Source organism: Streptomyces sp. NPDC127177, assembly GCF_042672475.1.
Lineage (GTDB): Bacteria > Actinomycetota > Actinomycetes > Streptomycetales > Streptomycetaceae > Streptomyces.
This window is the reverse complement of record NZ_JBHXUW010000002.1, coordinates 45,148-71,129: the sequence shown is the minus strand read 5'-3', so window position 1 is coordinate 71,129 and position 25,982 is coordinate 45,148. Positions and strand designations below refer to the sequence as shown.

Here is a 25,982-nt window from a genome sequence, read left to right as displayed (position 1 = left end):
CGGGACTACTCCTCCGCTGCTTTCGCGGCGGCGTCGATCGCCGCGAGCGAGCGACGCGCCTGATTGCCGTCTGTCGTGTACCAGAAGTCGGGGAGCGAGGCGCGCAGATAGCTCCCGTACCGTGCGTTGGCGAGACGCGGGTCGAGCACCGCGACGACGCCCTTGTCACCCATGGCCCGGACGAGGCGGCCGGCGCCCTGTGCCATCAGCAGCGCGGCGTGCGTGGCCGCGACGGCCATGAAGCCGTTGCCCCCCGCCTCCTCGACCGCCTTCTGCCGTGCGCTCATCAGCGGGTCGTCGGGACGGGGGAAGGGGATGCGGTCCATGACCACCAGCTGGCAGCTGGCACCCGGAACATCCACGCCCTGCCAGAGTGAGAGTGTGCCGAAGAGACAGGTCTCGGGAGAGGCCGCGAAGTTCTTGATCAGCTCCCCCAGGGTCTCCTCGCCCTGGAGCAGGATCGGGCGCTCCAGTCGGCTCCGTAGCTCCTCGGCGGCCGCCTGAGCGGCCCGCATGGAGGAGAAAAGCCCGAGCGTACGACCGCCTGCGGCCTCCACCAGCTCGGCGAGCTCGTCCAGCATGTCGGTGCGGGAGCCCTCCCGGCCGGGGGTCGCCAGATGCCGGGCGACATACAGGATTCCCTGCTTCGGGTAGTCGAAGGGCGAGCCGACGTCGAGCCCCTTCCACTGCGGGATGTCGTCCCCGGCGGTGCCTTCGGGGGCGAGCCCGAGTGACGCACCCACGCCGTTGAAGTCCCCGCCGAGCTTCAGCGTGGCCGAGGTGAGGACGACGGACCGGTCGGCGAAGAGCTTCTCGCGCAGCAGCCCCGAGACGGAGAGCGGGGCGACCCGCACCGAGGCCCCGAAGCGGTCATGGCGTTCGTACCAGACGACGTCGTACTCGGACCCCTGCGTGATGCGTTCGGCGACGCCGTGGATCGTCTCCACCGAGGCCAGTGCCTGCTTGCGGACGGCGTCCTCGTCCTGGACGGACTTGTCCCGGGTGGATCCCATGGCGGAGATCACCGTACGCGCGGCGTCCCGCAACGCCATCAGCGCGTAGCCCAGGTCCTCCGGGACCTCCTCCAGGCGGCCGGGCAGTGCCAGCTCCATCACTCGTTCGAAACCCTCCGACGCGCTCTGCAGCGCATCGGCGGCCTTCTCGTTGACCAGCTTCGCCGCGCGGCGCACCGCACGGCTGACCTGGCCCGGGGTGAGCTCCCCGGTGGCCACGCCGGTGACCCTGGAGACCAGCTCATGGGCCTCGTCGACGATCAGCACCTCGTGCTGCGGGAGCACCGGGGCGCCCTCGATGGCGTCGATGGCCAGGAGCGCGTGGTTGGTGACCACCACATCGGCGAGCTTCGCCCGCTCCCGGGCCTGTTCTGCGAAGCACTCAGCCCCGTACGCGCATTTGCCGGCGCCCAGGCATTCGCGCGAGGAGACCGAGATCTGCGCCCACGCCCGGTCGGACACGCCCGGCGTGAGGTCGTCGCGATCGCCGGTCTCCGTCTCGTCCGACCAGTCCCGCATCCGCAGGAGGTCCTGGCCGAGCTTGCTCGACGGGGCCGCGGCCTCGAACTGGTCGAAGAGCCCCTCTTCCTCCTCCTGCGGCACCCCTTCGTGCAGGCGGTGCAGGCAGAGGTAGTTGGACCGGCCCTTGAGCATGGCGAACTGGGGACGCCGGCGCAGCAGCGGATGCAGGGCGTCGACCGTGCGCGGAAGGTCCCGCTCCACGAGCTGGCGCTGCAGGGCCAGGGTCGCCGTGGCCACCACGACACGCTCGCCGTGAGCCAGTGCGGGCACCAGGTAGCCGAGCGATTTGCCCGTGCCGGTACCGGCCTGGACCAGCAGGTGGGAATGGTCGTCCACGGCGTCGGCGACCGCGTCGGCCATGGCGGCCTGACCGGGCCGCTCCGTACCGCCGACGGCGGTCACGGCGGCGTGCAGGAGCTCGGGGAGGGATGGCTTCGTCATAGCCCGACCAGCCTACGGGGCGCCACTGACAACGGCGATCACTCCCGGCCTCACGCGGAGGGGCGGAGCGGGTTCGGCACCGTCCCGTGGACTGCGGCGTGCGGCCGCTCGGGCCGGTCGCGGTAGCCGTCCAGATGCAGGCGGTTGCGGTTCAGGCAGAGGCGTTCGATGCGCGGCGTCAGCATGTCGAACATCTCGAACCGTTCCTTCAGCTCGGGGAAACGGGCGTGGTGGCGCAGGATCTCCGCCCGGACGAGTGACCAGAATTCGGCCTCCGGGACGCCCAGCTGCTCCTCGCAGAGCGGCGACAGAAAGCGGAAGACTCCGGTGAACAGCCCGGAGTGGATGAACTGGGTGAGGAAGGCCGGCTCCTCGGTGAGCAGGATGCGGCGTACGTCCTGCGGCATGGTGTCGTGCTCGGGCAGCGGCCGGGCGCTGATGTTCACGTCGTCCACGAAGTCCTTGATCGCCAGGCGTACGGGGACGTCCTGGCCGTCGAAGACGACGATGGCGTTCTCGCCGTGCGGCGAGAACACGGTGCCGTAGCGGTAGAGGAAGTGCAGCAGCGGCGGAAGAATCGCGGCGAAGAGCCGGGTCAGCCAGGCGGTGGGGGTCAGCCCGGAGCGGGCCACCAGCTCGGCGGTGAAGGAGCGGCCCTGCGGATCGGTGAGCAGCAGTGAGGCGAGCGTGCGGGCGCGCTCGCCGGGCGCGAGCCGCGGGAGAAGGGGCTCGCGCCAGATCGCGCCGAGAATCTCCTTGAACTGGTACGGCGTCTCGGGGAGGTGGTCGTACAGCGGGTGCTCGACCGCGACCGACGCCACCTCGCCGAGCAGGATGACGCCGCAGGTGTCTCGCAGGAAGGGATCGCCGTCCCGAAGCCCCTGGACCCAGCCGGTGACGGCGGGGGCGGCGAGGGTTCGTTCGGTGGGCAGACCGCGCCAGACCAAGGTGTTGAGGATCGACAGCGGCAGTTTGACGGTGTGCCGGTCGGGCCGGTCCAGGTTGGCGAAGGTACGGATGGACTGCTGTGGCAGCCGCAGATCCGGGTCTGCGTGCAGGGGCACGATGTCACCGGCGGCGATGGCCGGGGCGAACAGCGGGACGATCCACTCGTCCCACTGCCAGGGATGGACGGGCAGACAGTAGTAGCCGTCCGGGTCGAGACCGCGGCTGCTCAGGGTGGTGTCGAAGGACTCGCGGACCGCGGGGTCGAGCTCCTGGGCGTAGAGCTGTCCGGCGGTGGCCAGCGAGGAGACGCCGCGGTAGGCGGCGATCCGGGAGGAGACCGCGATCCAGGGCAGCCTGACCGGCTTGCGGGCCTCGGGGGTGAAGAGGGACGCGTCGGTGGCGGAGAACCCGAGCCGCCCTTTGTTGGCGACGATCCAGGGGTGGCCCGTCTGGTGCCCTTCGAGTTCCGCGTAGTCGAGGTCGGCGAGCTCGGCGACCGCGAGTGCGCTGTGGTCGAGCCGGGCGTCGGCGGTGAGCGTGGTGGTGAGCTCGCGGACGAGGTGGCCGAGGGTGGCACCGTCGATTCCGAGAAGACGGCGCGCGCGGGCGAGGAAGAGGAGCGGGTCGCGGAAGGGGACCCCGGCGGGGACGCGGTCCCCGCGCTCGTCGGCGCCCCCGCCTGAGAGATCGGACTCGGCATCGGGCGCGGACGGTGCGTCGGGCGCGGATTCGGCATCGGGCGCGGGCAGGGCATCGGAGCCGGACTCGGCATCCGGCACGGACGCCGACTGCGTTCCGGCCCGGGGCGCGCCCAGTGCGTGTGCCTCGGTCTCGGCGGTGGTCGCCTCACGGATCGAGTCCGGGGCGACCCGCCAGCTGCCGTACACCCCCCGCCCCGCCGTGAAGATCAGGCTTCCCCCGTCGTCCAGGACGAGGGTGTACGTATCACCGCCGGCGGACCGCGGGACGGGCTGGATGATTTCCTCGTAGGCGAATTCGCCGAGCATCTTCGCAAGCATCCGGGCGGCGGCTCGGTCCCAGACCGCCCGGTTCAGTTCTGGAGTGCTGAGGAGCGCGGGCGACTCCGCCGAATCACGGTTCGCGGGATATGCAGGATATGTGGGCACGGGAACTCCTCGGGACGGAACCGATGGGCGTCGAGCGGTGCGGACAAGGCGGCGGTTGGTTCACAGCAGGGCACGGTCGGCTCGGTCGCGGACCATCAGCGCGGCCCGCTTGTCCGGGAGTTCGACCTCCGCGGAGCAACGGAATCCGGCGCTGAGGAACGCGGAGACGGAAGGGGTGTTGCGCAGGTCCGGTTCGGCGACGACGCGTGTGCACAGCGGACGGTTGTCGAACACCAGGTCGGAGGCGGCCCGCAGCAGCGTGGTGCCGACTCCGCGGCCACGATTGTTCACTTCACCGATGAGGAGGTGGATTCCGGTGTCGTGCGGACGGGCGGGATAGTGGCGCGCCAAGGGGTCGAGGTCCGCGCGGTAGATCTCCCAATAGCTCATGGGCACGCCTGACAGCACCCCCAGACAGGGGATGCTGCGTCCGTCGCCGTCGAGTTGGGGGCGCAGGTGCTCCGCCGTGACGGTTTCGGCTCCGGCGAGTTCCCAGAAGGCCGCGACCGCGGGGTCGTTCATCCAGCGGCTGATCACCGCGAGATCGCGTTCCATTCGTACGGGGACGAGTTGGAACACCCCGGCCGGTGTGGTGACGGGCTTCCATTCGGCCGGCCGGCCGAGCAGCTCGGAGGTGGGTGCGCAGTGCCCCGTGACGGTTGCGTCCTCCTCCAGGAATGCGAGGAGTTCATCGGTGAGTTGCGGATCCGGTGTGTCCTCGGGCCCCGTACCGGCCTGGGGAGCGGGGCCGGTATCGGGGTCGGTGTGCGCGTCGGTGGGAGGCACGGTGACGGACTCCTCTCTCAGCGGTTCGGTCGGCAGGTTTCCTGACGCCTGGGTCTGTGACGACGGGGTCCTGACGAAGGATTCCTGATGAAGGGGTTCCTCCGGGGCACACAGCGGGTTTTCCTCAGAGGCAGAGGGGGTTGGTGATAGTGACGTAGACGGACTGTGTGTCGACGGGACCGACGAGTTCGTCGAGTCCGTGCAGCCGGGTCAGCATGTTGGCCTTGCAGCGCAGCTGCGGAGTCTCCAACAGGTGTGCGGGGAGCGGGGACCCCAGCCGGGCCGCCGTTCCCAGGAACCGGCGGAAGGCTGCCAGGAGCATCTGTTCGTCGGCGAGGTGCTGAGCCCCGAATGCTCCGATCAGCCCGAACACGTTGTTGATGCCGAGGTAGTACGCGAAGCGTTCGTCGGTGACGGCATCGGTGACGAAGGTGTCGCTGACCGACCCGATGCCGGGGAGCCTGCGCTCGAGCGCCGTGCGGTGGGACTCCCTGAAGTAGTAGCCCTGGTTGTCGCGGTAGCGGCCGCCGACCGGCCAGCCGTCGGCGTCGAGCAGGACGAGGGTGTTCTGCTGATGGGCTTCCAGGGCGACACCGGCGTGGGCGTCGAGCCAGAGCACCGGCTGGACGACGCGGTCGAGGTAGCGCAGGAACCACTCGGCAGCGACGGCGGTCGTGGTCCGGCCGGTGCCGGCGGCGAGGCGGCAGACGATGTCGGCGAGGCGCGAGTGCATCCTCGTCCGGCCAGGCCAGGGGCGTGGGGCGGTGAGCCCGGCGATGCAGACGGCGTCGTCGTGCCGGTCGAACGGGTTGTGCCGCAGCATGACGTCGAAGCCGTGGACGGGTTGGCCGTCCGGGGTGTCGACCGCGAGCCAGGCGGGATCCCGGACGATGTCGAAACCGGGGTGGGCCCTGTGCAGCTCCGTGGCGAGTCCGCTCCGCAGCAGACGGTGGACCTCCACGCCCCGGTGGAGTTCCTTGCGGAGGTTCTCGCGACGGGAGTTGGTGATGCGCAGGCCGAGGGAGAGCTTCAGCATGGTGTCCACGCCGGGCCGGTGCACGGTTCGCACCGACGAGGTGGGGTGCCAGCGCGCGCCGTGGGGCCCGAGGTCGTGCACGAGTCCGGCGTCGAGCAGGGCGGCGACCTCGGGCCGGTGCCGCAGCTCTCGGGCCTGCCAGGGGTGGAGTGGGATCAGCGCGGTGTGCTCGGGGTGGCTCAGTCCCCCGGCGTGCCGGGCAACGAGTTCCGTCGCCGGTACCGGGCGGCCCTGGTCGGTCCATGCGGAGTCGGTGGCCAGTACGGACCGGTCGACGGCCATCCAGTGGAGGGGGAAGGAGCCGTGCGACTCGGGTGAGTAGAGGCGGGTCTCGGAGTCGGAGAGGCCTTCGCGGCTCTTGGGAGAGGGGTGGAGGGGATGGCCGAGGAGGAGTGACTGCTCGGCTGTGAGGAAGAGGTCGGCCTCGTCGGGTGCAGCGGGGTGGCGTCGTTGTCCGTCGATGAATCCGGCGGTCCGGCGCACCGAGTCGGCGACCCTGGCCACCATGTCGGCGCCCTCGTTGTGGTCGGCCTCGCGGCCCAGGAGAGCGGCGACGGTGACGGCGTCGGCGGTGGGTGCCCCCTCGGGTGCCTGTTCCAGGGCCGGAGCGCCGAACCGGTGCCATCCGGTGGCGGACCAGTGGATGACGGGGACCTGCAGGGCGGTGCCGCTAGCGGGCAGCGGGATGCGGAGGGTCTCTCCATCGGGGCGGGGCAGGTCGCATTCGCGGGCCCAGCAGCGCAGCAGGTTCTCGATACCGGCGGCGTCCGCGGCCTGGAGCGGGTCCGGATGGTCCAGCGGGTCGGAGGCCGGTGCCGGGGAGGCGAGCACGGTCCTGGAGGCGTACCAGAGACCGTGCGGCACCTCCTTCTGGCGCGGCACGGTCGTCGGCTCGACAGCGAGGTGACCGGATGTTCCGGCCTCTCCTCGGTGGTGGCTGGAGGGAGGGCCGTCGGCCTCGGGCGCGGGGGTGGGGTTCACGGCGGTCTTTCCTGTGATGGTGTCCGGGGTCAGCGGATCGACCCGGTCGCGGTCCGTCGGTGCGGTGAGCGCTCCGCGGCTGCCATGGCGTCGGCAAGGCGGTCGACGACCGCCGTTGCCTGTTCGTCGGTGAGCGTGAGGGGTGGTAGCAGGCGTACGACCGTGGAGTGCCGGCCGCCGAGTTCGACGATGAGGCCTCGGCGCAGGCACTCCTGCTGGACGGTGACGGCGAGGACGGGGTCGGGCGGCGCGGCGCTCCCTCCGTCCACGGGCGCGGATTCGGGGTCGACGAGTTCCAAGCCGATCATCAGGCCCCTGCCGCGGACATCGCCGATGCAGGGGTGGTCCTTGGCGAGCGCCCGCAGTTCGGCCAGCATCCGGTCGCCGAGGGCTCCGGCCCGTTCGGCGAGCCGGTTCTCCCGGACGTGGGCGAGGGTGGCCGTGCCTGCCGCCATCGCCAGTTGGTTGCCGCGGAAGGTGCCTGCGTGGGCGCCGGGCTGCCAGGTGTCCAGCTCGGAGCGGTAGACGATCACAGCGAGCGGGAGGGAGCCGCCGATGGCTTTGGAGAGCACCATCACGTCGGGCACGACCCCGCTGTGCCCGACGGCCCAGAAGGCACCGGTCCGGCCGACGCCGGTCTGGACCTCGTCGGCGATCAGGGGGATGGACCTGGACGCGGTGATCTCCCGCATCCGGCGCATCCAGCCGTCGGGGGCGGGGTTGACCCCGCCCTCTCCCTGCACCGGTTCGAGGATCATGCCGGCGGGCGCGGGCGTGCCGCTCTTGGGATCGTCGAGCACGCTCTCGGTCCACCGCGCGGAGATCTCCGATCCGCGCTCCCCTCCGATACCGAAGGGGCAGCGGTAGTCCTGGGGGAAGGGGAGGCGGGTCACGCGTACGTCCTCGGCGCCGCCGGATGCCGCGAGGGCTCCGGCCGTCATGCCGTGGTAGGCGCCGGTGAAGGCGAGCAGACCGCTGCGCCCGGTGGCGGCGCGGACCAGTTTGAACGCCGCTTCGACCGCGTCGGTGCCGGCCGGTCCGCAGAACTGGATGCGTGCGTCGTCCGCGAACTCGCGCGGCAGCGTGGCGAACAGCTCGGTCGTGAAGGCGTCCTTGACCGGGGTGGCCAGGTCGAGCATATGAAGAGGGGCGCCCGAATCGAGGACCTTCTTGATCGCTTCCAGGACCACCGGGTGGTTGTGCCCCAGGGCCAGTGTCCCGGCTCCGGACAGACAGTCGAGATAGCGCCGTCCGTCCGCCCCCTCGATGGTCAGCCCCCGCGCCCGGACCGGCACGATCGGCAGGGACCGGGCATAGGTGCGGGCGGCCGACTCCCGCATCGCCTGACGGCGCAGGATGCCCTCGTACGCTGCGGGCGGTGCCGCCGGAGCTGGTTCGGTCACGGCCACGGCTGGTGATCCTCCCGCTGTAACAGTTGCGTTGCACGTCAGCACGATTCCGCAGGGACGGAGTGCGGGGGTGAACCCTGTGCCTGTGTCCCCCGTACGTACCAACGACGCCGGACGCGGGGGATCACGGGTAGGTCCGAAGATCCTTGTGGGGCGGAACCATGCCCCTGCCGCGGACCGTCCACACCGGCACCGGCATAGTGGGGGACCGCGCCGAGCCTCCGGGAGAGCCTCCCGGCGGGCGCGACACCTGCGGAGCAGCCCGGGAAAGCCGTCCGGGAGCCCGGCCGGTGCGCCGTACGGAAGTCCGGTGCGCGGTGCGGAAGTGCAGTACAGAAGCGTTGAGTTACGAAGTCCCAGGGGGATCACCAGATGCGTCTCGTTCGACCAGCAGTCACCGCACGCCGCGGGAGGAGCGCCCGCCGCTCCCCCGTGCTCGCCACCGCGGCGGTCGCCGCCGTCCTCGCACTCACCGCGACCGCCTGCGGGCCGAGCGACGACGATGCGAGCTCCGAGCCGAGCAGCAGCTCGGCGGGCCAGACGTCGGACAACAAGATCACCGTCCCGGACGATCTGAAGGACCGGCTCAAGGAGCACGGGATCGACCTCGACCAGTGGAAGAACGGCGACTGGAAGAACTGGGACAGGGACAAGTGGCTGCGCGAGGCCAAGGACTTCATCAACCCTGTCATCGCGGGGCTCTGGGACCCGGACCGGATGCGCGACGCCGACAAGTCGCCCGAGAAGCCCGTCGACAACGACATCTCGGGTGACGAGGGCGTGACCGACCCGACCCCCGTACCCGTACGGGCCGTAGGCGTTCAGACGCCGTACCACGCCAACGCGGCCGAGTCCGGGAAGCTGTTCTTCGACGGCCCCGAGGGCTCGATGGTCTGTTCGGCGACCGTCGTGAAGGACCCGGCCCACCCGGGCAAGTCCAACATGGTGTGGACCGCGGGCCACTGCGTGCACGCGGGCAAGAAGGGCGGCTGGTACCGCAACATCGCCTTCGTACCGTCGTACAACGACAGCGGTCTGTCGACCGACGAGCTCCGTAACAACCCGCCCAAGGAGAAGGTCGCCCCGTACGGCGTGTGGTGGGGCGCGTGGGCACAGACCTCCGAGCAGTGGATCGACCAGGGGTCCTCGGTCGGCGGTCTGGGCGCGCCCTACGACTTCGCCGTGCTGCACGTGACGCCGGAGAAGGGCTCCAACGGCAAGTCCCTTGAGGAGACGGTCGGTTCGGCGCTGCCGGTCGAGTTCAACGCCCCGGCCGTGCCCAAGATCGCCGAAATGACGGCGACCGGCTTCCCGGCGGCTCCGCCGTACGACGGTCAGAAGCTCTTCCAGTGCGAGGACAAGCCGGGGCGGCTCTCCCTCACCAGGAACGACCCGACGATGTACCGCATCGGCTGCTCCATGACCGGCGGTTCGTCCGGTGGCGGCTGGGTCGCGGCGGGCCAGGACGGCAAGCCCGCGCTGGTCTCGAACACCTCCATCGGTCCGGTGACGGCCGGCTGGCTGGCCGGACCGCGCCTCGGCAAGGAGGCCAAGGGCGTCTACGACTCGGTCAGCAAGAAGTACGCGGGACAGTAGGGAATCCGGCCGTCACCCGTCCAGGCACGGGTGACGGCCGTGGCACGTACCCGGTTCCGGCCGTCATAAGGTGGTCCGCACACCATCCGCAGCCGGTACGACCGGCGTTATGCATGACACGCTCATGCCATTTTTAAGATTTCAGGGGGAGTCTTTTCCATGCGATCCATACGTCCGCTGCTCGCCGCCACCGGCCTCGCCGCCGCACTGGCGCTGACAGCCACGGCCTGTGGTCCGAGCGAGGACCAGGGGGCCGACAAGCCCGCGGCCACCGAAACCGCCAGTGGCAGCGGCTCCGACGGCGGTCTGTCCGCGGGTCTGGCCGACACGTTGAAGAAGCACGGTGTCGACCCGGAGAAGTGGAAGAGCGGCGAGTGGAAGAACTGGGACAAGGACAAGTGGCTGCGTGAGGCCAAGGACTTCGTGAACCCGGTCATCGAGGGGCTGTGGAAGCCCGACCGGATGAAGTCGGCCGAGGACCCGGCCAAGACCATGTCCGCGGGGGACCTCTCGGGCGCCCAGGGTGTGAGCGACCCCGAGCCCAAGCCGGTCGAGGCGGAGCGCGAGAAGACGCCGTACCACAACTACGCGGCCCCGGTCGGCAAGGTGTTCTTCGACTCCCCCGAGGGCCACATGGTCTGCTCGGGCACGGTGGTCAAGGATCCGAAGAACCCGGGCAGGTCCAACCTGGTGTGGACCGCCGGTCACTGCGTCCACGCCGGTGCCAAGGGCGGCTGGTACCGCAACATCGTCTTCGTGCCCGCGTACAACGACCAGGGCAAGGACGCCTCGGCGCTGAGGAACGCGCAGCCCCAGGAGATCGCCCCGTACGGCGCCTACTGGGCCGACTGGGCCACCACGTCCGGCGAGTGGCTGACCGACGGCGGCCCCACCGGCGGCGAGGGCGCCCCGTACGACTACGCGGTACTGCACGTGAAGCCGGAGAAGGGCACGAAGTCCCTGGAGGAGACCGTGGACAACGCCCTCGCGGTCGACTTCGACGCCCCGGAGGCGGCGCAGATCAGCGCGATGGGCGCCTGGGGCTACCCTGCCGCACCGCCCTACGACGGTCTGATCATGCACAAGTGCGTCGACCGCCCCGGCCGGCTCTCGATCAGCCCCAGCACTCCCACGATGTACCGCATCGGCTGCACCATGACCGGTGGTTCGTCCGGCGGCGGCTGGTTCAGCGAGGGTGACGACGGCAAGCTGGCACTGGTCTCCAACACGTCCATCGGCCCGGTGACGGCCGGCTGGCTGGCCGGACCCCACCTGGGCCGGGGCGCCGAGCAGATCTTCACGATGATGAGCGACAAGTTCGGCGGTCAGTGACCGCACACCGCGGAAGCCGGACGACCCCGTCCGGCGAAAGGCCGACGGCCCGCTCCCTCGTTCGGGGAGCGGGCCGTCGGCCTGTACGGTGCCGCGTCGCGGTCAGTGCACCGCGGGTACGAACGTGGAGAGCTCCGCAGCGAGCTCCTCGTGCACCAGTGCCTTGAGCAGGGTGCCCTCCGGCAGGTGCTCCTCGGAGATCACCTCGCCCTCGGCGTGCACCCGGGAGACGAGGCCGCCCTGGGTGTAGGGCACGAGCGCCTCGATCTCGACGGAAGGCCGGGGCAGTTCGCTGTCGATGAGCGCGAGCAGCTCGTCGATACCGGCACCGGTCCGCGCCGACACCGCGATGGCGTGCTTCTCGATGCGCAGCAGCCGCTGGAGCACCAGCGGATCCGCGGCGTCCGCCTTGTTGATCACCACGATCTCGGGTACGTCCACCGCACCCACCTCGCGGATCACCTCGCGCACGGCGGCCAGTTGCTCCTCCGGCACCGGGTGCGAGCCGTCCACCACGTGCAGGATGAGATCGGATTCGCCGACCTCCTCCATGGTGGAGCGGAAGGCCTCGACCAGGTGGTGCGGCAGATGCCGTACGAACCCGACGGTGTCGGCCAGGGTGTAGATCCGGCCGCTGGGCGTCTCGGCCCGGCGCACGGTCGGGTCGAGGGTGGCGAACAGCGAGTTCTCCACCAGTACACCCGCGCCGGTCAGCCGGTTGAGGAGCGAGGACTTGCCGGCGTTGGTGTAGCCGGCGATCGCGACCGAAGGCACCTTGTTGCGCTTGCGCTCCTGGCGCTTGATCTCGCGGCCGGTCTTCATCTCCGCGATCTCCCGGCGCATCTTCGCCATCTTCTCGCGGATCCGGCGCCGGTCCGTCTCGATCTTGGTCTCACCGGGACCACGCGTCGCCATGCCGCCACCGCCGCTGGAACCGCCGCCGCCCATCTGACGGGACAGCGACTGACCCCAGCCGCGCAGCCGCGGCAGCATGTACTGCATCTGTGCCAGCGAGACCTGCGCCTTGCCCTCACGGGACTTGGCGTGCTGGGCGAAGATGTCGAGGATCAGGGCGGTCCTGTCGACCACCTTGACCTTGACGACGTCCTCCAGGTGGATCAGCTGGCCGGGGCTGAGCTCACCGTCGCAGACGACGGTGTCGGCACCGGTCTCGAGGACGATGTCGCGCAGCTCCAGGGCCTTGCCGGAACCGATGTAGGTGGCCGGATCGGGCTTGTCGCGGCGCTGGAAGACGGCGTCGAGCACCTGCGCCCCGGCCGTCTCGGCGAGGGCCGCCAGCTCGGCGAGCGAGATCTCCGCGTCATGCACGGTCCCCGACGTCCAGACACCGACCAGCACCACACGCTCGAGGCGCAGCTGTCGGTACTCGACCTCGGTGACATCCTCGAGCTCGGTGGAGAGTCCCGCCACGCGCCGCAGGGCCGCGCGCTCGGAGCGGTCGAGCTGTTCGCCGTCCCGCTCTCCGTCGATCTCGTGGCTCCAGGCGACGTCCTCTTCCATCAGGGCGTCGGCCCGAAGGCTCTCGTTGAGGCTCTCGGTCACGTTCTCCGTGGCGCTCTGCGCGTCGTGCGCGTCCTGGGGAAGGGAAGAAGAGGAGGTCATTGGATCCTTACGTCGATAGGAGTGGTCCGTAACAGTCACAACGCGTGACCTCCCCGGATGATTCCCGCAGGGGGGATGCTCCGGTCCGGCCGCCGCGGCGACGTGTCGATAGTCGCATGGCCCGCCCGGACCGTCACGCGGGTTTACCGCCGCCCGCCGGTGCGGTGCTGTGCCAGTCCGGGTGGCCCGGCATGGGCGGCGTGGTCGTCCCGTACAGCCATCCGTCGAGGAACGTGCTCAGGTCGCGTCCCGCCACCCGGGAGGCCAGCGCCGTGAAGTCCGCGGTGGCGGCGTTGGAGTCGCGGTGTCCGCGCACCCAGAGCCTCTCCAGCCGGTCGAAGGCGCTGTGGCCGATCTCCTGGCGGAGCGCGTACAGGACCAGCGCGCTGCCGTCGTAGACCACCGGCCGGAACAGGCTGATCTTCTCGCCCGGGGCGGGCGCGGCGGGGCGTGCGGGCGGCCCTCCCTCGGCGCGCCAGCCGTCCGACCTGGTGTAGGCGTCGCGCATCCGGCTCTCCACCGGCCTGTCGCCGTGTTCCTCCGCGTAGCGGGCCTCGTACCAGCTGGCGTGTCCTTCGTTGAGCCAGAGATCGGACCAGGTCCGCGGCGAGACGCTGTCGCCGAACCACTGGTGCGCCAGCTCGTGGACCATGACCGAGTCGACGTACCACTCGGGGAAGCCGGGGTCGGTGAACAGGCGGCGCTCGAACAGCGACAGGGTCTGGGTCTCCAGCTCGAAGCCGGTCTCGGTGTCGGCGATCAGCACGCCGTAGTTCTCGAAGGGGTAGCGGCCGACCTGCTTCTCCATCCATTCCAGCTGACCTGGCGTCTTCCTCAGCCAGGGTTCCAGCAGCTTCCGGTCGGCGGCCGGTACGACGTCGCGGACCGGCAGTCCGTGCGGTCCGGTCCGCCGCACGACCGCTGACGTGCCGATGCTGACCTGCGCCAGTTCGGTGGCCATCGGATGTTCGGTGCGGTACGTCCAGGTGGTGCGGTCGCCGTGCCTGATACGTCCGGTGCGTACGCCGTTGGCCACCACCGTCCGGTCCTGGGGGGCCGTGATCCGGAAGGTGAAGTACGCCTTGTCGGCCGGGTGGTCGTTACTGGGGAAGACCCGGTGCCCGGCGTCGGCCTGGTTGGCCATGGCGAGCCCGTCGGCGGTCTGCACCCAGCCGCCGCTGTCCCGCTCGCCCCGCGGATCGCTGGTGTGCCGGACGGTGATGCGCAGCGGCACACCGGCGGGGAGCCGGCCGGGCGTCTCGACGATCAGGTCCTCGTCCGCGACCGCGAAGTCGGCGCTCAGGCCGTTGATCCGGACGGAGTGCACGGTGCCCCGGGTGAAGTCGAGGTTGATGCGGTCCAGGGGCCCGGTCGTCCGCGCGTCGATCGTGGTGACGGCTTCCAGCGGTTCGCTGTTGCGGCCGCTGTAGTCGAGGCCGATGTCGTAGGCGAGTACGTCGTATCCGGGGTTTCCGAGGTGAGGGAAGAGCGGGTCGCCGATGCCGAGCGGCACCGGTGCGGGCAGGGTGGCGGCGACGAGGGTGGCCGATGCGGTGGCCAGCAGAGCGGCCCGCAGGCGGCGGGAGAGGAACGGCATGGACTACGGCTACCAGCGCCGCTCCTCCGCACCGGGACGGCGCGCGCCGCGCCACTCGAACGAGATCCGCGGTGGCGGACGGCTCCCCCGGCAGGCCGGGGGCGTAGCCGGGGTCAGAGAGCGGCGGCCGGGTGCTGGGCGCGGCTCACGTCGTACACCCCCGGCACGTCGCGCATGGCGCGCATCAGTGAGGGAAGTCCGGCGGCATCGGGGAGTTGCAGGGTGTAGGTGTGCCGTACGCGCTGTTCGCTGGGCGGTTCGACGGTGGCGGAGATGATCGCCGCGTCCGCACCGGCGATCGCCTCGGTGAGGTCGGCCAGCAACCGGGGCCGTCCGAAGGACTCGGCGACCAGCGTCACGCGGCATTCGGACGCGTCGCCCCAGCTCACGGCGACCGGTACCCGGCCGACCGCCTCCATGCGGACCGCCGCGGGACACTCCAGCCGGTGCACGGCGACGGCGCCGCCGCGCACGGTGAAGCCGGTGACGTCGTCGGGCGGTACGGGGGTGCAGCAGCCCGCGAGCCGCACGGTGGCGTCCGACCGCTCGACCACGGCGCTCGCGGTACGGCCGGGGGTGCCCGCGTGGGGCTGGGCGGGCTGCGGGCCGGGCCCGCGGTCCGCGGTCCGGCTGCCGTTGACGGTCTCCGGGCCCTGCGGGTGGGCGTCGAGCCAGCCGGTGATGGCGATGCGGGCGGTGGGCGTCCGGGCGTGGTCGAGCCAGTCGGGCGAGGGCCCGGACGCGGCGTCCTCGGCGAGGAGCAGCTGCACGGTGTCGCCGTCGCCCAGCACGGTGCTGAGCGTGGCCAGCCGGCCGTTCACCCGTGCCCCGATACAGCTGTGTGCCGCGTCCCCGTACTGCGCGTAGGCGGCGTCGACGCAACTGGCCCCGGCGGGCAGGCCGAGCGTGCCGCCGTCGGTGCGGAAGACGGTGATCTCGCGGTCCTGGGCGAGGTCGGCGCGCAGGGTGGTCCAGAAGGTGTCGGGGTCGGGTGCGGACTGCTGCCACTCCAGGAGCCGGGAGAGCCAGCCGGGCCGGGTCGGGTCCGCGCGTTCGCCGTCCGCCGGTTCGCCGCCCGCGGGTTCGGCGGTCTGCGCGACGCTGTCCGAGGCGTACGGATTGCCGAGTGCGATGACGCCCGCCTCGGCGACCTTGTGCATCCGGTGGGTACGGATGAGGACTTCGGCGACCTCGCCCTCCGGGCCCACCACAGCGGTGTGCAGCGACTGGTACAGGTTGAACTTGGGGGCCGCGATGAAATCCTTGAACTCGGAGATCACCGGGGTGAAGCAGGTGTGCAGCTCGCCCAGGACGGCGTAGCAGTCGGCGTCCTCACCCACGAGCACCAGCAGCCGTCCGAAGTCGGTGCCGCGCAGTTCGCCGCGTTTGACGCCGACCCGGTGCACGGAGACGAAGTGCCGTGGCCTGACGAGGACTTCGGCGGTGATTCCGGCCTCCCTCAGCACCGAGGCGACGTTCTGGGAGATGTCGGTGAGCGGGTCGGCGGCGGCCGTGGCTGCGGTGATCACGGCGTGGGTGTGCGCGTACTCCTCGGGGTGCAGGATCGCGAAGACGAGATCCTCCAGCTCGGTCTTGAGTGCCTGCACACCGAGCCGTTCCGCGAGCGGAATCAGTACGTCGCGGGTGACCTTGGCGATCCGGGCCTGCTTCTCGGGGCGCATCACGCCGAGCGTGCGCATGTTGTGCAGCCGGTCGGCGAGCTTGATCGACATCACCCGGACGTCGTCCCCGGTCGCCACCAGCATCTTGCGGAAGGTCTCGGGCTCGGCGGCGGCGCCGTAGTCGACCTTCTCCAGTTTGGTGACGCCGTCGACCAGGTAGCGGACCTCGTCACCGAACTGCTCCCCCACCTGGTCGAGCGTCACCTCGGTGTCCTCGACCGTGTCGTGGAGCAGCGAGGCGGTCAACGTCGTGGTCTCGGCGCCGAGTTCGGCGAGGATCAGGGTGACCGCGAGCGGGTGCGTGATGTACGGCTCGCCGCTCTTGCGCATCTGCCCCCGGTGCGAGGTCTCCGCGAGGACATAGGCCCTGCGCAGAACGGACAGGTCGGCGTCCGGGTGGTGGGCCCGGTGCGCCTCGGCCACATGGCCGATGGCATCGGGCAGCCGGTCCCGGGAGACCGGGCCGAGCAGGGCGACCCGGCCCAGCCTGCGGAGATCGATCCGGGGACGGCCCCGCCTGCGGATGGGAGCACCTGGGTTGGTGGCCTCTGCGCTCATGGGGCACCTCCGGCAACGTCGACCGGCGGTGGGGAGGTGCGGTCGCGCCTCCGGGCCGGTGCTTGATGCTACCGACCCCACCACGTGGCGGAGTCCCCCTCTCGCCCAGCGTGAAACGGATCACCCATTCGAGCGAAGGCCTAGCCCTTCAGGGTTTCGAGCCAGGCCGGATCGATCTTGCCCTCGGCGACGATCACGGCCGCACCGGTCATCTCGATCCCGCCGTCCGGGTGCTCGGTGATCACGAGCGTGCCGCCCGGAAGATCGACGGTGTACGTGGCCGGGGCACCGGTGCGCGCGGGGTCCACGGCGTCCCGGCGCGCCGCCGCGACGGCCACGGCGCAGGCGCCCGTGCCGCAGGACCGGGTCTCGCCCGAACCGCGCTCATGGACGCGCATCGCGACGTGGCGCGGTCCGCGGTCCACGACGAACTCGATGTTGACCCCGCCGGGGTAGACCGAGGCAGGGCCGAAGGCCGGCTCGGAGAACAGGTCACCGGCGTGCGCCAGGTCGTCGACGAAGGCGACGGCGTGCGGATTGCCCATGTTCACGTTGCGGGCCTCCCAGCTGCGGTCGCCGACGGTGACGGTGACGCCTTCGGCGGGGAGCCGCGCGCGGCCCATGGAGACGGTGATGTCGCCGTTCTTGGCGAGGTGCACCTTCTTCACCCCGCCGCGGGTGGCGACCGCGACATCGCCCTCCTCGACCGAGCCGGAGCGCTGGAGGTAGCGCGCGAAGACGCGTACGCCGTTGCCGCACATCTCGGCGATCGAACCGTCCGCGTTGCGGTAGTCCATGAACCACTCGGCCTCGTCCGCCATGGCCCGCGCCTCGGGGTGTGCGGCGGACCGCACGACGTGCAGCAGCCCGTCACCGCCGATACCGGCCCTGCGGTCGCAGATACCGGCGACGACGGACGCGGGCAGGTCCAGGGCGTTGTCCGGGTCCGGAACGATCACGAAGTCGTTCTCGGTGCCGTGGCCCTTGAGGAAGGCGATGTGCGAGATGGTCACACGACAACTGTACGAGGCGGCACCGACAACGCCGCGAACCGGCCCGCCCGCGCGAAGGCGGTGAGCGACCCGCCCCGGGAGCGCCGGGACCGGCCCGGCGTCAGGAACGCAGCCGCGCCACGCGCCACACGGCGAGCGCGACCAGTGCCGCGCACACAGCGGCGTACAGCACGATCACGCGCCAGTCGGGGCGCTCGCCCGACCCTCTGGACGGCAGTCCGGGCCAGGTGTGTCCGACGCGGCGGGCGGCCATCATGCCCCAGCCCGCGGCGCAGCAGCTGATCAGCAGTCCCAGCATGGCGACGACCGCGCCCCCGTCACCGAACTCGAAGGCGAGCGGGAAGGCGAACATCAGCGATCCCATAGCGGCGAGGGTGACGATCGGTGCGAGCTGCCAGATGCGCAGCCGGCGGGCGGGACGGAGCTCGACCTCGACCTCGGGGGTCACCTCGAGCTCATCGGGCCCGTCGGGGCTCAAGCGTCCTGCCTCGTGCTGCGTGTCCGGTGCGTCTTGTTCTGTGTCGCGAGGGCCGGCCTCCATCGCCACGCGCCCTCCCAACTCGGACTCCACTGGTCGATCGATGCTCGATGATGGCACGCCCCAGGTCGCCGAACTGACGGGCAGAGCTTCCCGATGCCATCACGTGATCAGGCTGTAACCGCTCGTTCGACCAACGCCAGCGCCTGGCCCGGGAGTTCTTCGCGATGCTCCGCGGCCCCGTTCAGCCACTGGACGCGCGGGTCGCGGCGGAACCAGGAGTCCTGCCGGCGCGCGAACCGTTTGGTGGCGCGCACGGTCTCGACGCGCGCCTCCTCCTCGGTGCACTCCCCGGCCAGCGCGGCGAGCACCTGCTGGTAGCCGAGCGCCCGGGAGGCAGTGCGGCCTTCCCGCAACCCCTGTGCCTCCAGCGCGCGCACCTCGTCAACCAGTCCCGCGTCCCACATCCGGTCGACCCGTTGGGCGATGCGCACGTCGAGTTCGGGGCGGGCCACGTCGACGCCGATCTGAACGGTGTCGTAGACCGCATCGTTACCGGGGAGGTTGGCGGTGAAGGGCTTGCCTGTGATCTCGATGACTTCTAGTGCCCGCACGATGCGACGCCCGTTGCTCGGCAGGATGGCACGGCCGGCCTCCGGATCGGCCGCGGCGAGCCGCTCGTGCAGCGCACCGGAGCCGCGCTCGACCAGCTCCGCCTCCAGCGCGGCCCGGACGAGGGGGTCCGTACCGGGAAACTCCAGGGCGTCGATCGCACCCTTCACATAGAGACCGGAGCCGCCCACCAGCACGGGGGTCCGCCCCTCGGCGAGCAGCCGGTCGATCTCGGCGCGGGCCAGCCGCTGGTACTCCGCGACGCTCGCGGCCTCCGTCACGTCCCAGATGTCCAGCAGCAGGTGCGGGACCGGGCCGCGCTCCGCGAGGGTCAGTTTCGCGGTGCCGATATCCATCCCCCGGTAGAGCTGCATGGAGTCGGCGTTGACCACTTCGCCCCCGAGCTGCTGAGCGAGGAACACCCCCAGGTCGGACTTTCCGGCTGCGGTGGGACCGACGACGGCGATGACCCGCGGTGCGGGAGCTGAGCTTCTCACCGGCCCAGTCTCGCAAACCCGGGGCCGGTTCCCGAATGGGCGATGGTGCGGCGGGGACGACGGGGCGTCCGGACGCCCCGTCAAGTAAAATGACGGGTGAATACGGGCGTTTTCTCATGGTTCTGCCGTTCGTCCTTCCCTGCCGTCGATGCCACGGCGGGGAGAGTGCGCGAGAGCAAGGCGGGTAGCCGGGCCGGAGAGAGCAGCCGCAGGCAGTCCCCCAGCAGAGAAGGTGTCCGATGGGCCTCATGGACAATTTGAAGGCGAAGCTGAGCCCGGCGAAGGACAAGGTCAGCGACCTCGCGCAGCAGCACGGGGGCAAGATCGACCAGGGCCTGGACAAGGCCGCTCGGACGGTGGACGAGAAGACCAAGGGCAAGTACAGCGACAAGATCGTGTCCGGCACCCAGAAGGCCAAGGACGCGGTGGAGCGGCTCTCCCAGAAGGACGGCGGCGACGGTACGCCGCCGGCCCCGGGCACCACGCCGCCTCCGCCCGCTTCCTGACACGGGTCCGGCAGGACAGCACACCGCGGCCTGACTCAGCCGCGGCGGACACAGCACGACGGCCGTGGAGCGGCATCGCTCCACGGCCGTCGTGCGTCCTCGTCGTGCCCCGCCCCGGGCCCGGCGCCCCATCGGGGGCAAAGGGCAAAGGGCGAGAAACGCGGACCAGGTCAGGACCAGGCGGCGACCATGTAGCCCACGCCGTACGGCGCCTCGTCGTACAGCAGCCGGCCGTCCAGCCCGGCGTCCTGCCCCGCCCCCGCGAGCACCTGCCAGGGCGCGCGGCCGGCGGCCTTCAGTTCGTACGCCAGTGCCTCGTCGAGCGCGATCAGCCCCGTGATGTCGGCCGTGCCCAGAGCGTGGGAGGCCGCCGCGTCGAAGCCCGCGGCGCGCTCGTCGAGGTAGCCGGGGGCCTTGAGGGTGCGGCAGGCGCTGCCGTCCCCCATCACCAGCAGCGCGACCCGGTCCGCCCTGGCGGCCAGCGCCCGCCCGGTGTCCGTGCAGCGGCCGGTCTCCAACGGCTCCCCGACCCCCAGCGCCTCGACCGGGGCATCCCCCCATCCGGTGCGGGCCAGCAGCCAGGCACCCACCGCGAGCGATGCCGGAAGCGGACGGTCGGAGACCGCGCCCAGGTCCCGCCCGAGCCGGACGCCGAGATCGACGCCGAACTCCTCGAAGGTGCCGGTGGCGCCCTCGGGATACGGTCCGCGGCCGGCGAGGTCCGCCGGGCCGATCACGATCAGCAGATCGGGCCGGGAAGCGGCCAGCACGCCCAGGGCGTCGGTGCACGCGGTCCTCGCGGCATCGAGTTCGGGCGCGGCACCCGCGGCGACGTCTGGGATCAGCAGGGGCGGGCAGGGACAGACAGCGGCGGCGACAAGCATGGTGGGCAGCGTACTGGCTGCGGGTCACCTGCCCCCAGGGGCGCACAACCCGACGGGCCGTGCGCCCGCCACGGCCCCTCAGCACGCTCCCCTTCGTACGGCCCCTTCGGCGTCTTTCGCCCGCACGGTGTACGGCGCCGCACGGCCGGGCCGTCGGCCGGGGCAGTCAGTCGCAGCCGCAGCCCGGCGCCGAGGCGGCGGGCAGCGGTGCCGGGGCGCCGATACCGGGCAGGCCCAGCATCACACCCGCGGGCTTGGCGGCCGCGGCGGCGTTGCGCTTCTCCCAGGCGTCCCCCGAACGGGTCCGCCGTACTCCGACGGGCGCGCCCTCGGCGAGCAGGTGGTGCGGGGCCGCGTAGCTGATCTCGACGGTCACCACATCGCCGGGCCGGACGTCCTCGTCCGGCTTGGTGAAGTGGACCAGGCGGTTGTCGGGGGCGCGGCCGGACAGCCGGTGCGTCGCACCGTCCTTGCGGCCCTCGCCCTCCGCGACCATGACGTCCAGCGTGCGGCCGACCTGCTTCTTGTTCTCCGACCAGGAGATCTCCTCCTGGAGGACGGACAGGCGCATGTACCGCTCCTGGACGACCTCCTTGGGGATCTGCCCGTCCATGTCGGCGGCCGGGGTTCCCGGGCGCTTGGAGTACTGGAAGGTGAAGGCGTTGGCGAAGCGCGCCTCGCGGACCGCGTGCATCGTCTGCTCGAAGTCCTCCTCCGTCTCGCCGGGGAAGCCGACGATGATGTCGGTGGAGATCGCGGCGTCCGGCATCGCGGCGCGGACCTTCTCGATGATCCCGAGGAAGCGTTCCTGCCGGTACGAGCGCCGCATCGCCTTCAGGACCGTGTCCGAGCCCGACTGCATCGGCATGTGCAGCTGCGGCATCACGTTCGGTGTCTCGGCCATCGCGGCGATCACGTCGTCCGTGAAGTCGCGCGGGTGCGGCGAGGTGAAGCGGACCCGCTCCAGCCCCTCGATCCGCCCGCAGGCGCGCAGCAGCTTGGAGAAGGCCTCGCGGTCGCCGATGTCCGAGCCGTACGCGTTGACGTTCTGGCCGAGCAGGGTGATCTCGGAGACGCCTTCGGCGACCAGTGCCTCGATCTCGGCCAGGATGTCGCCGGTCCGGCGGTCCTTCTCCTTGCCGCGCAGCGCCGGGACGATGCAGAAGGTGCAGGTGTTGTTGCAGCCCACGGAGATGGAGACCCAGGCGGCGTACGCGGACTCACGGCGGGTGGGGAGCGTGGAGGGGAACGCCTCCAGGGATTCGGCGATCTCGATCTGCGCCTCCTCCTGGACGCGGGCGCGCTCCAGCAGCACGGGCAGCTTGCCGATGTTGTGCGTACCGAAGACGACGTCGACCCAGGGGGCCCGCTCGACGATGGTGTCGCGGTCCTTCTGGGCGAGGCAGCCGCCGACCGCGATCTGCATCCCGGGGCGCTTCGTCTTCATCGGGGCGAGCCGGCCGAGGTTGCCGTAGAGCTTGTTGTCGGCGTTCTCCCGCACCGCACAGGTGTTGAAGACGACGACGTCGGCGTCCCCGTCGGAGCCCTCGGGCGCCCGGACGTAGCCGGCGCCCTCCAGCAGACCCGACAGCCGCTCGGAGTCGTGGACGTTCATCTGGCACCCGTAGGTGCGCACCTCGTAGCTTTTTCTGACGTCCACTGCTTCGCTCCGGTTGCCGCTGCTCATGCGACAAGGGTAGGCGCTGCCCGGACACCTCCCGCCGCGGGCGGCTGCCGGAGCGCTTCCCCGGCCACCGTGACGGCCGGGAGATCCGGCTGCGCCCCTGGCCATCGCCGGGAACGACCTGGCAGGATCGCCGCCATGCCCCCGGCTGTACTGTCCCGAATCGGCCGGCGGCGCTCCCTGCGGGCGGGCGCCGCCCTCCTCGTCGTGCTCGGCCTGCTCCTGTGGTGGCTGCTCCCGCTCGGGAACTCCACCCCCAGTGGAAGCCTGTCCTTCAGCACAGGGGTCCGCAGCGGCGTCTACCAGCGCTACGGCGAGCGGCTGAAGGGCGCGCTCGCCAAGGATCTGCCGGATGTGTCGATAGAGCTGCAGACCAGCGAGGGGTCCCAGCAGAACATCGCGCGGGTGGCGACGGGCAAGGCCGACTTCACCATCGCCACCACCGACGCGGTCGCCACCTATCTGCGGGACGGGAAGCCGGGCGCCGAGCGGCTGCGTGGCTGCGTCCGGCTGTACGACGACTACGTACAGCTGGTCGTGGACCGGGGCTCGGACATCCGCAGGGTTTCGGATCTGCGCGGTAAGAAGGTCGCCGTCGGACAGCCGGGATCGGGGGTGCGGCTGGTAGCCGACCGGCTGATGACGGCCGCCGGCCTGGACCCCGTCGACGACGTGAAGGCGATTCCCGCGGGCATCGACACCATGCCGAAGCTGCTGCAGGACGGCAAGCTCGACGCGTTCTTCTGGTCGGGCGGACTGCCGACCAGCGCGGTGGCGGATCTCGCGGACCGCTTCTCGATCCGGCTGATCCCGCTGGAGGAACCGCTGATCAAGGAGCTACAGGCGGCGGGCGGCTCCACCCGCTACTACCGCTCGGCCGTGATGCCCGCCGACGCCTACGGCGATGCCCAGCAGGGGCAGGCCGTGCCGACGGTGGCCGTCGCCAATGTGCTGGTGACCACGGACCGTACGGACGCGGCGATGACCGAGGCGTTCACCCGGACCGTGATCGACAGCCGGGACCGCATCGGGCGCGAGGTGCACGCGGCGCAGCTGGTGGACCTGCGGACCGCTATCTACACGGATCCGCTGCCGCTGCACGAAGGGGCCAAGCGCTACTACCGCTCGGTCAAGCCCTGAGCGGAGGGTTTCGCCGAACCGGCCCGGCCGGACCGCGTCAGCCGTGCGCCCCGTTGCCTGAACCGGTCCGGCCGCACCGCGTCAGCCGTGCGGCCCGTTGCCTGAACCGGTCCGGCCGCACCGCGTCAGCCGTGCGGCCCGTTGCGGGGCACCGACACCGTCACCCGCAGCCCGTGCGGTTCGTGCCGTTCGTAGACGATGGAGCCGCGGCTCGCCGCCAGCAGGGCCTGCGAGATGGAGAGGCCGAGGCCGGAGCCCCGCACGTTCTGGTGCTGGGAGCTGCGCCAGAAGCGGTCTCCGACGCGCTCCAGCTCCTGCTCGGTGAGGCCAGGCCCCCGGTCCGCGACGACGACGGTGACATGCTCGCTGCCCGAGGCGACCGTGACCCGGACCTCCTCGTCGGCGGGGGTGAATTTGAGCGCGTTGTCGATGATGGCGTCGAGGGCGCTGGACAGGGCGATGGGGTCCGTCCACGCGGTGACCGCAGGGGTGCCGTCCGCCATGAGCCGTACCCCTTTCTCCTCTGCCACCGGGCGCCAGGACGAGACGCGTTCGGTGGTGAGGGCTCCGATGTCGGTGAGCTGGGGGTCGGCGGCGGCATGCTCGGCGAGCGCCAGGTCGAGCAGGTCGTCGAGGACCTGGCCCAGACGCTTCCCCTCCGTGCGCACGGAGGCGATCTCCTGGTTGCCCTCGGGCAGTTCCAGGGCGAGCAGCTCGATCCGCAGCAGCAGTGCGGCCAGTGGGTTGCGCAACTGGTGCGAGGCGTCCGCGACGAAGGCGCGCTGCTGTTCCAGTACGTCCTCGACGTTGTCGGCCATCTCGTTGAACGACCGGGCCAGCCGGCGGAGTTCCGGTGGCCCTCCGGACGCCGCCACCCGGGACCGCATCCGCCCGCTGGCGATGTCATGGGCGGCCACGTCCAAGGTCCGCACGGGCAGCAGCACCCAGCCGGTGAGCCGGATCGCCGCGCCGACGGCCACCAGCATCGCGACGACCTCACCGGCCGCGATCACCAGCCAGCCGCGCATGGTGTCGGAGCGCATCTGCCCGGTGGGCGAGTCGATGACGACGACGGCGATCACGTCGCCGTCCCGCACGACGGGCGATGCGACGACCACCCGGCCGTTCTGCCAGGGCCAGACCTGCGGCGGGTCGTGGCTTCGACGGCCGAGCAGTGCCTCGTTGAACGCCTCGCGGCCCTCGCCCTCGGCCGGCAGCCGCCAGGTCGCCGGGGCTTTCGCCATCGCGGAGTCGTCGCGGTAGAAGACCCCCGCCCTGATGCCGTACACGGAGTCGTACGTCTCCAGTTCGGTCTGGAGCGTGCGCCGCCGTTCGTCGTAGCCACGGGTGCGTTCGGTGATGAACTGGGCGAGTGCGGCGAAGCGGGCGGTGTCGTCGATCCGGTCGATGACGACGCCCTGCTGCTGGGCCGCGGCCACACTGACGGCCAGCGGGAAGCCGAGCGCCAGCAGGACGCTCGCCATGAGAACGATGAGCAGCGGAAGCAGCCTGGTACGCACCGGAGACGTACGCCCCTACGCGGACGGGGCGACGAGGCGGTAGCCGACCCCGCGCACGGTCTCGATCAGCGCGGGCAGCCGCAGCTTGGAACGCAGCGAGGCCACGTGCACCTCGAGCGTGCGCCCCGTCCCCTCCCAGCTCGTGCGCCAGACCTCGCTGATGATCTGTTCCCGGCGGAACACCACGCCGGGCCGCTGCGCGAGCAGCGCCAGCAGGTCGAACTCCTTGCGGGTGAGCTGGACTTCGTTCCCGTCGACACTGACCCGCCGGGTGGGCAGCTCTATGTGCACATGGCCCAGGCGCAGCGCGGCGACGGGTGTGGGCCCGGTCTCCTCGCCGGCCGACTTGCGCCGGCTGACGGCATGGATGCGGGCGAGGAGCTCACCTGTGTCGTACGGCTTGGTCACGTAGTCGTCGGCGCCGAGGTTCAGTCCGTGGATCCGTGAGCGGACGTCGGCCCGCGCGGTCACCATGATCACCGGCACGGAGCTCCGCTTACGGATCTTCCCGCACACCTCGTAACCGTCCTGGTCGGGCAGTCCGAGGTCGAGCAGGACGACTCCGAAGGGTTCGGTGTCCGCGGGGAGGAGCGCCTGAAGGGCCTCCTCGCCGCTGCGGGCGTGCACGACCTTGAAGCCGTGCCGGCCGAGGATGGCGGACAGGGCGGCGGCCACGTGGTTGTCGTCCTCGACGAGCAGCAGTCTCATGGGCCCCCTCTCCGAAGGTGCGGTGTCGGTCCGGGCTCGTTGCGATCCCGGTGCGGTCGTGTGGACCCCTGGCCACTTCCCCGTTTCGAGGCGTTTCACGTCAGGGTGTACCAGGGCATCCACTCCGATGACGGGTGGCCCAGTCAAGTGCCCGCCCGTTGCATCCGTGTTTCCGTTATGCACCCGGTACGCCCGGACAGCGCGTGGGGCGTCCCGTTCACACGGAGTGTCCGGTTGCGGCCGGATCGTTATGCTCAATTTCCGCTCAGATGTAATGACGCTGGTCGCA

At 71.0% G+C, this 25,982-nt stretch carries 19 protein-coding genes; 4 read left to right on the top strand and 15 right to left on the bottom strand.

The genetic code is table 11. The features are described from left to right. Nucleotides 1-5: 5 nt before the first annotated feature. From ACFVJX_RS02705 to ACFVJX_RS02685, 5 genes are all read right to left on the bottom strand, one after another. Complete coding sequence (locus ACFVJX_RS02705; RefSeq protein ID WP_384134572.1) at nucleotides 6-1,976, bottom strand: ATP-dependent DNA helicase; 1,971 nt, start codon at nucleotides 1,974-1,976, stop codon at nucleotides 6-8. A 50-nt stretch (nucleotides 1,977-2,026) separates the two neighbouring features. Beyond that, nucleotides 2,027-4,051 carry an IucA/IucC family protein gene (locus tag ACFVJX_RS02700; protein ID WP_384134569.1) on the bottom strand — a complete coding sequence of 675 codons (2,025 nt, stop codon included), beginning with the start codon at nucleotides 4,049-4,051 and terminating at the stop codon, nucleotides 2,027-2,029. A 60-nt stretch (nucleotides 4,052-4,111) separates the two neighbouring features. After that, complete coding sequence (locus tag ACFVJX_RS02695; protein WP_384134566.1) at nucleotides 4,112-4,837, bottom strand: GNAT family N-acetyltransferase; 726 nt, start codon at nucleotides 4,835-4,837, stop codon at nucleotides 4,112-4,114. A gap of 124 nt (nucleotides 4,838-4,961) precedes the next feature. Next, nucleotides 4,962-6,854, bottom strand: a complete 1,893-nt coding sequence (locus ACFVJX_RS02690) for an IucA/IucC family protein (protein ID WP_384134563.1) — start codon at nucleotides 6,852-6,854, stop codon at nucleotides 4,962-4,964. Between the two features lie 29 nt (nucleotides 6,855-6,883). Next, entirely contained in the window at nucleotides 6,884-8,263 is a 1,380-nt protein-coding gene (locus tag ACFVJX_RS02685) for a diaminobutyrate--2-oxoglutarate transaminase family protein (protein WP_384134560.1), read from the bottom strand. 372 nt (nucleotides 8,264-8,635) lie between these two features. On the opposite strand from ACFVJX_RS02685, the gene ACFVJX_RS02680 reads away from it, so the two are divergent. Next, nucleotides 8,636-9,859, top strand: a complete 1,224-nt coding sequence (locus ACFVJX_RS02680; RefSeq protein ID WP_384134557.1) for a trypsin-like serine peptidase — start codon at nucleotides 8,636-8,638, stop codon at nucleotides 9,857-9,859. A 159-nt stretch (nucleotides 9,860-10,018) separates the two neighbouring features. Beyond that, nucleotides 10,019-11,191 (top strand): trypsin-like serine peptidase, encoded by a 1,173-nt coding sequence (locus ACFVJX_RS02675; RefSeq protein ID WP_384134556.1) that lies wholly within the window; start codon nucleotides 10,019-10,021, stop codon nucleotides 11,189-11,191. A gap of 102 nt (nucleotides 11,192-11,293) precedes the next feature. Here the strand turns inward: ACFVJX_RS02675 and hflX are convergent, their stop codons facing one another. The 6 genes from hflX to miaA all read right to left on the bottom strand — a co-directional run bounded on the left by hflX (nucleotide 11,294) and on the right by miaA (nucleotide 19,251). Then, nucleotides 11,294-12,814: a GTPase HflX gene (gene hflX / locus ACFVJX_RS02670; protein WP_384131300.1), complete on the bottom strand. Its 1,521-nt coding sequence runs from the start codon at nucleotides 12,812-12,814 to the stop codon at nucleotides 11,294-11,296. A gap of 133 nt (nucleotides 12,815-12,947) precedes the next feature. Continuing rightward, nucleotides 12,948-14,411, bottom strand: coding sequence for a M1 family metallopeptidase (locus tag ACFVJX_RS02665; RefSeq protein ID WP_384131303.1), 1,464 nt, complete (start codon nucleotides 14,409-14,411; stop codon nucleotides 12,948-12,950). 113 nt (nucleotides 14,412-14,524) lie between these two features. Beyond that, the gene (locus tag ACFVJX_RS02660; RefSeq protein ID WP_384131306.1) at nucleotides 14,525-16,651 is read right to left on the bottom strand and encodes a RelA/SpoT family protein; all 2,127 of its coding nucleotides are present in this window, start codon (nucleotides 16,649-16,651) and stop codon (nucleotides 14,525-14,527) included. A gap of 140 nt (nucleotides 16,652-16,791) precedes the next feature. Continuing rightward, nucleotides 16,792-17,664: a diaminopimelate epimerase gene (gene dapF / locus ACFVJX_RS02655; RefSeq protein WP_384131309.1), complete on the bottom strand. Its 873-nt coding sequence runs from the start codon at nucleotides 17,662-17,664 to the stop codon at nucleotides 16,792-16,794. Between the two features lie 100 nt (nucleotides 17,665-17,764). Next, nucleotides 17,765-18,205, bottom strand: coding sequence for a hypothetical protein (locus tag ACFVJX_RS02650; RefSeq protein ID WP_384131418.1), 441 nt, complete (start codon nucleotides 18,203-18,205; stop codon nucleotides 17,765-17,767). Between the two features lie 107 nt (nucleotides 18,206-18,312). Continuing rightward, entirely contained in the window at nucleotides 18,313-19,251 is a 939-nt protein-coding gene (miaA, locus tag ACFVJX_RS02645) for a tRNA (adenosine(37)-N6)-dimethylallyltransferase MiaA (protein ID WP_384131312.1), read from the bottom strand. A 239-nt stretch (nucleotides 19,252-19,490) separates the two neighbouring features. Here miaA and ACFVJX_RS02640 point away from each other — a divergent pair, with 239 nt between their 5' ends. Continuing rightward, the gene (locus ACFVJX_RS02640) at nucleotides 19,491-19,757 is read left to right on the top strand and encodes an antitoxin (RefSeq protein ID WP_384131314.1); all 267 of its coding nucleotides are present in this window, start codon (nucleotides 19,491-19,493) and stop codon (nucleotides 19,755-19,757) included. Between the two features lie 170 nt (nucleotides 19,758-19,927). On the opposite strand, the gene ACFVJX_RS02635 is transcribed toward ACFVJX_RS02640, so the two are convergent. Then, on the bottom strand, nucleotides 19,928-20,641 hold the full coding sequence (locus ACFVJX_RS02635; protein WP_384131316.1) for a class III extradiol dioxygenase subunit B-like domain-containing protein: 714 nt from the start codon (nucleotides 20,639-20,641) through the stop codon (nucleotides 19,928-19,930). A gap of 166 nt (nucleotides 20,642-20,807) precedes the next feature. Continuing rightward, nucleotides 20,808-22,328: a tRNA (N6-isopentenyl adenosine(37)-C2)-methylthiotransferase MiaB gene (miaB, locus tag ACFVJX_RS02630; RefSeq protein ID WP_384131319.1), complete on the bottom strand. Its 1,521-nt coding sequence runs from the start codon at nucleotides 22,326-22,328 to the stop codon at nucleotides 20,808-20,810. Nucleotides 22,329-22,463: 135 nt separating this feature from the next. On the opposite strand from miaB, the gene ACFVJX_RS02625 reads away from it, so the two are divergent. Then, nucleotides 22,464-23,465 (top strand): TAXI family TRAP transporter solute-binding subunit, encoded by a 1,002-nt coding sequence (locus ACFVJX_RS02625; RefSeq protein WP_384131322.1) that lies wholly within the window; start codon nucleotides 22,464-22,466, stop codon nucleotides 23,463-23,465. A 125-nt stretch (nucleotides 23,466-23,590) separates the two neighbouring features. On the opposite strand, the gene ACFVJX_RS02620 is transcribed toward ACFVJX_RS02625, so the two are convergent. Both ACFVJX_RS02620 and ACFVJX_RS02615 read right to left on the bottom strand, forming a co-directional pair. After that, the gene (locus tag ACFVJX_RS02620) at nucleotides 23,591-24,985 is read right to left on the bottom strand and encodes a sensor histidine kinase (RefSeq protein ID WP_384131325.1); all 1,395 of its coding nucleotides are present in this window, start codon (nucleotides 24,983-24,985) and stop codon (nucleotides 23,591-23,593) included. Nucleotides 24,986-25,000: 15 nt separating this feature from the next. Beyond that, nucleotides 25,001-25,693: a response regulator transcription factor gene (locus ACFVJX_RS02615; protein WP_384131328.1), complete on the bottom strand. Its 693-nt coding sequence runs from the start codon at nucleotides 25,691-25,693 to the stop codon at nucleotides 25,001-25,003. Nucleotides 25,694-25,982: the final 289 nt, after the last annotated feature.

What these genes read in the sequence shown, in the direction of transcription:
- ACFVJX_RS02640 (WP_384131314.1), top strand. Translation starts at nt 19,491, where the DNA reads ATGGGCCTCATGGACAATTTGAAGGCGAAGCTGAGCCCGGCGAAGGAC.
- ACFVJX_RS02615 (WP_384131328.1), bottom strand. Translation starts at nt 25,693, where the DNA reads ATGAGACTGCTGCTCGTCGAGGACGACAACCACGTGGCCGCCGCCCTG.
- ACFVJX_RS02680 (WP_384134557.1), top strand. Translation starts at nt 8,636, where the DNA reads ATGCGTCTCGTTCGACCAGCAGTCACCGCACGCCGCGGGAGGAGCGCC.
- miaB (WP_384131319.1), bottom strand. Translation starts at nt 22,328, where the DNA reads ATGAGCAGCGGCAACCGGAGCGAAGCAGTGGACGTCAGAAAAAGCTAC.
- ACFVJX_RS02665 (WP_384131303.1), bottom strand. Translation starts at nt 14,411, where the DNA reads ATGCCGTTCCTCTCCCGCCGCCTGCGGGCCGCTCTGCTGGCCACCGCA.
- ACFVJX_RS02635 (WP_384131316.1), bottom strand. Translation starts at nt 20,641, where the DNA reads ATGCTTGTCGCCGCCGCTGTCTGTCCCTGCCCGCCCCTGCTGATCCCA.
- ACFVJX_RS02660 (WP_384131306.1), bottom strand. Translation starts at nt 16,651, where the DNA reads ATGAGCGCAGAGGCCACCAACCCAGGTGCTCCCATCCGCAGGCGGGGC.
- ACFVJX_RS02705 (WP_384134572.1), bottom strand. Translation starts at nt 1,976, where the DNA reads ATGACGAAGCCATCCCTCCCCGAGCTCCTGCACGCCGCCGTGACCGCC.
- ACFVJX_RS02650 (WP_384131418.1), bottom strand. Translation starts at nt 18,205, where the DNA reads ATGGAGGCCGGCCCTCGCGACACAGAACAAGACGCACCGGACACGCAG.
- ACFVJX_RS02625 (WP_384131322.1), top strand. Translation starts at nt 22,464, where the DNA reads ATGCCCCCGGCTGTACTGTCCCGAATCGGCCGGCGGCGCTCCCTGCGG.
- ACFVJX_RS02675 (WP_384134556.1), top strand. Translation starts at nt 10,019, where the DNA reads ATGCGATCCATACGTCCGCTGCTCGCCGCCACCGGCCTCGCCGCCGCA.
- hflX (WP_384131300.1), bottom strand. Translation starts at nt 12,814, where the DNA reads ATGACCTCCTCTTCTTCCCTTCCCCAGGACGCGCACGACGCGCAGAGC.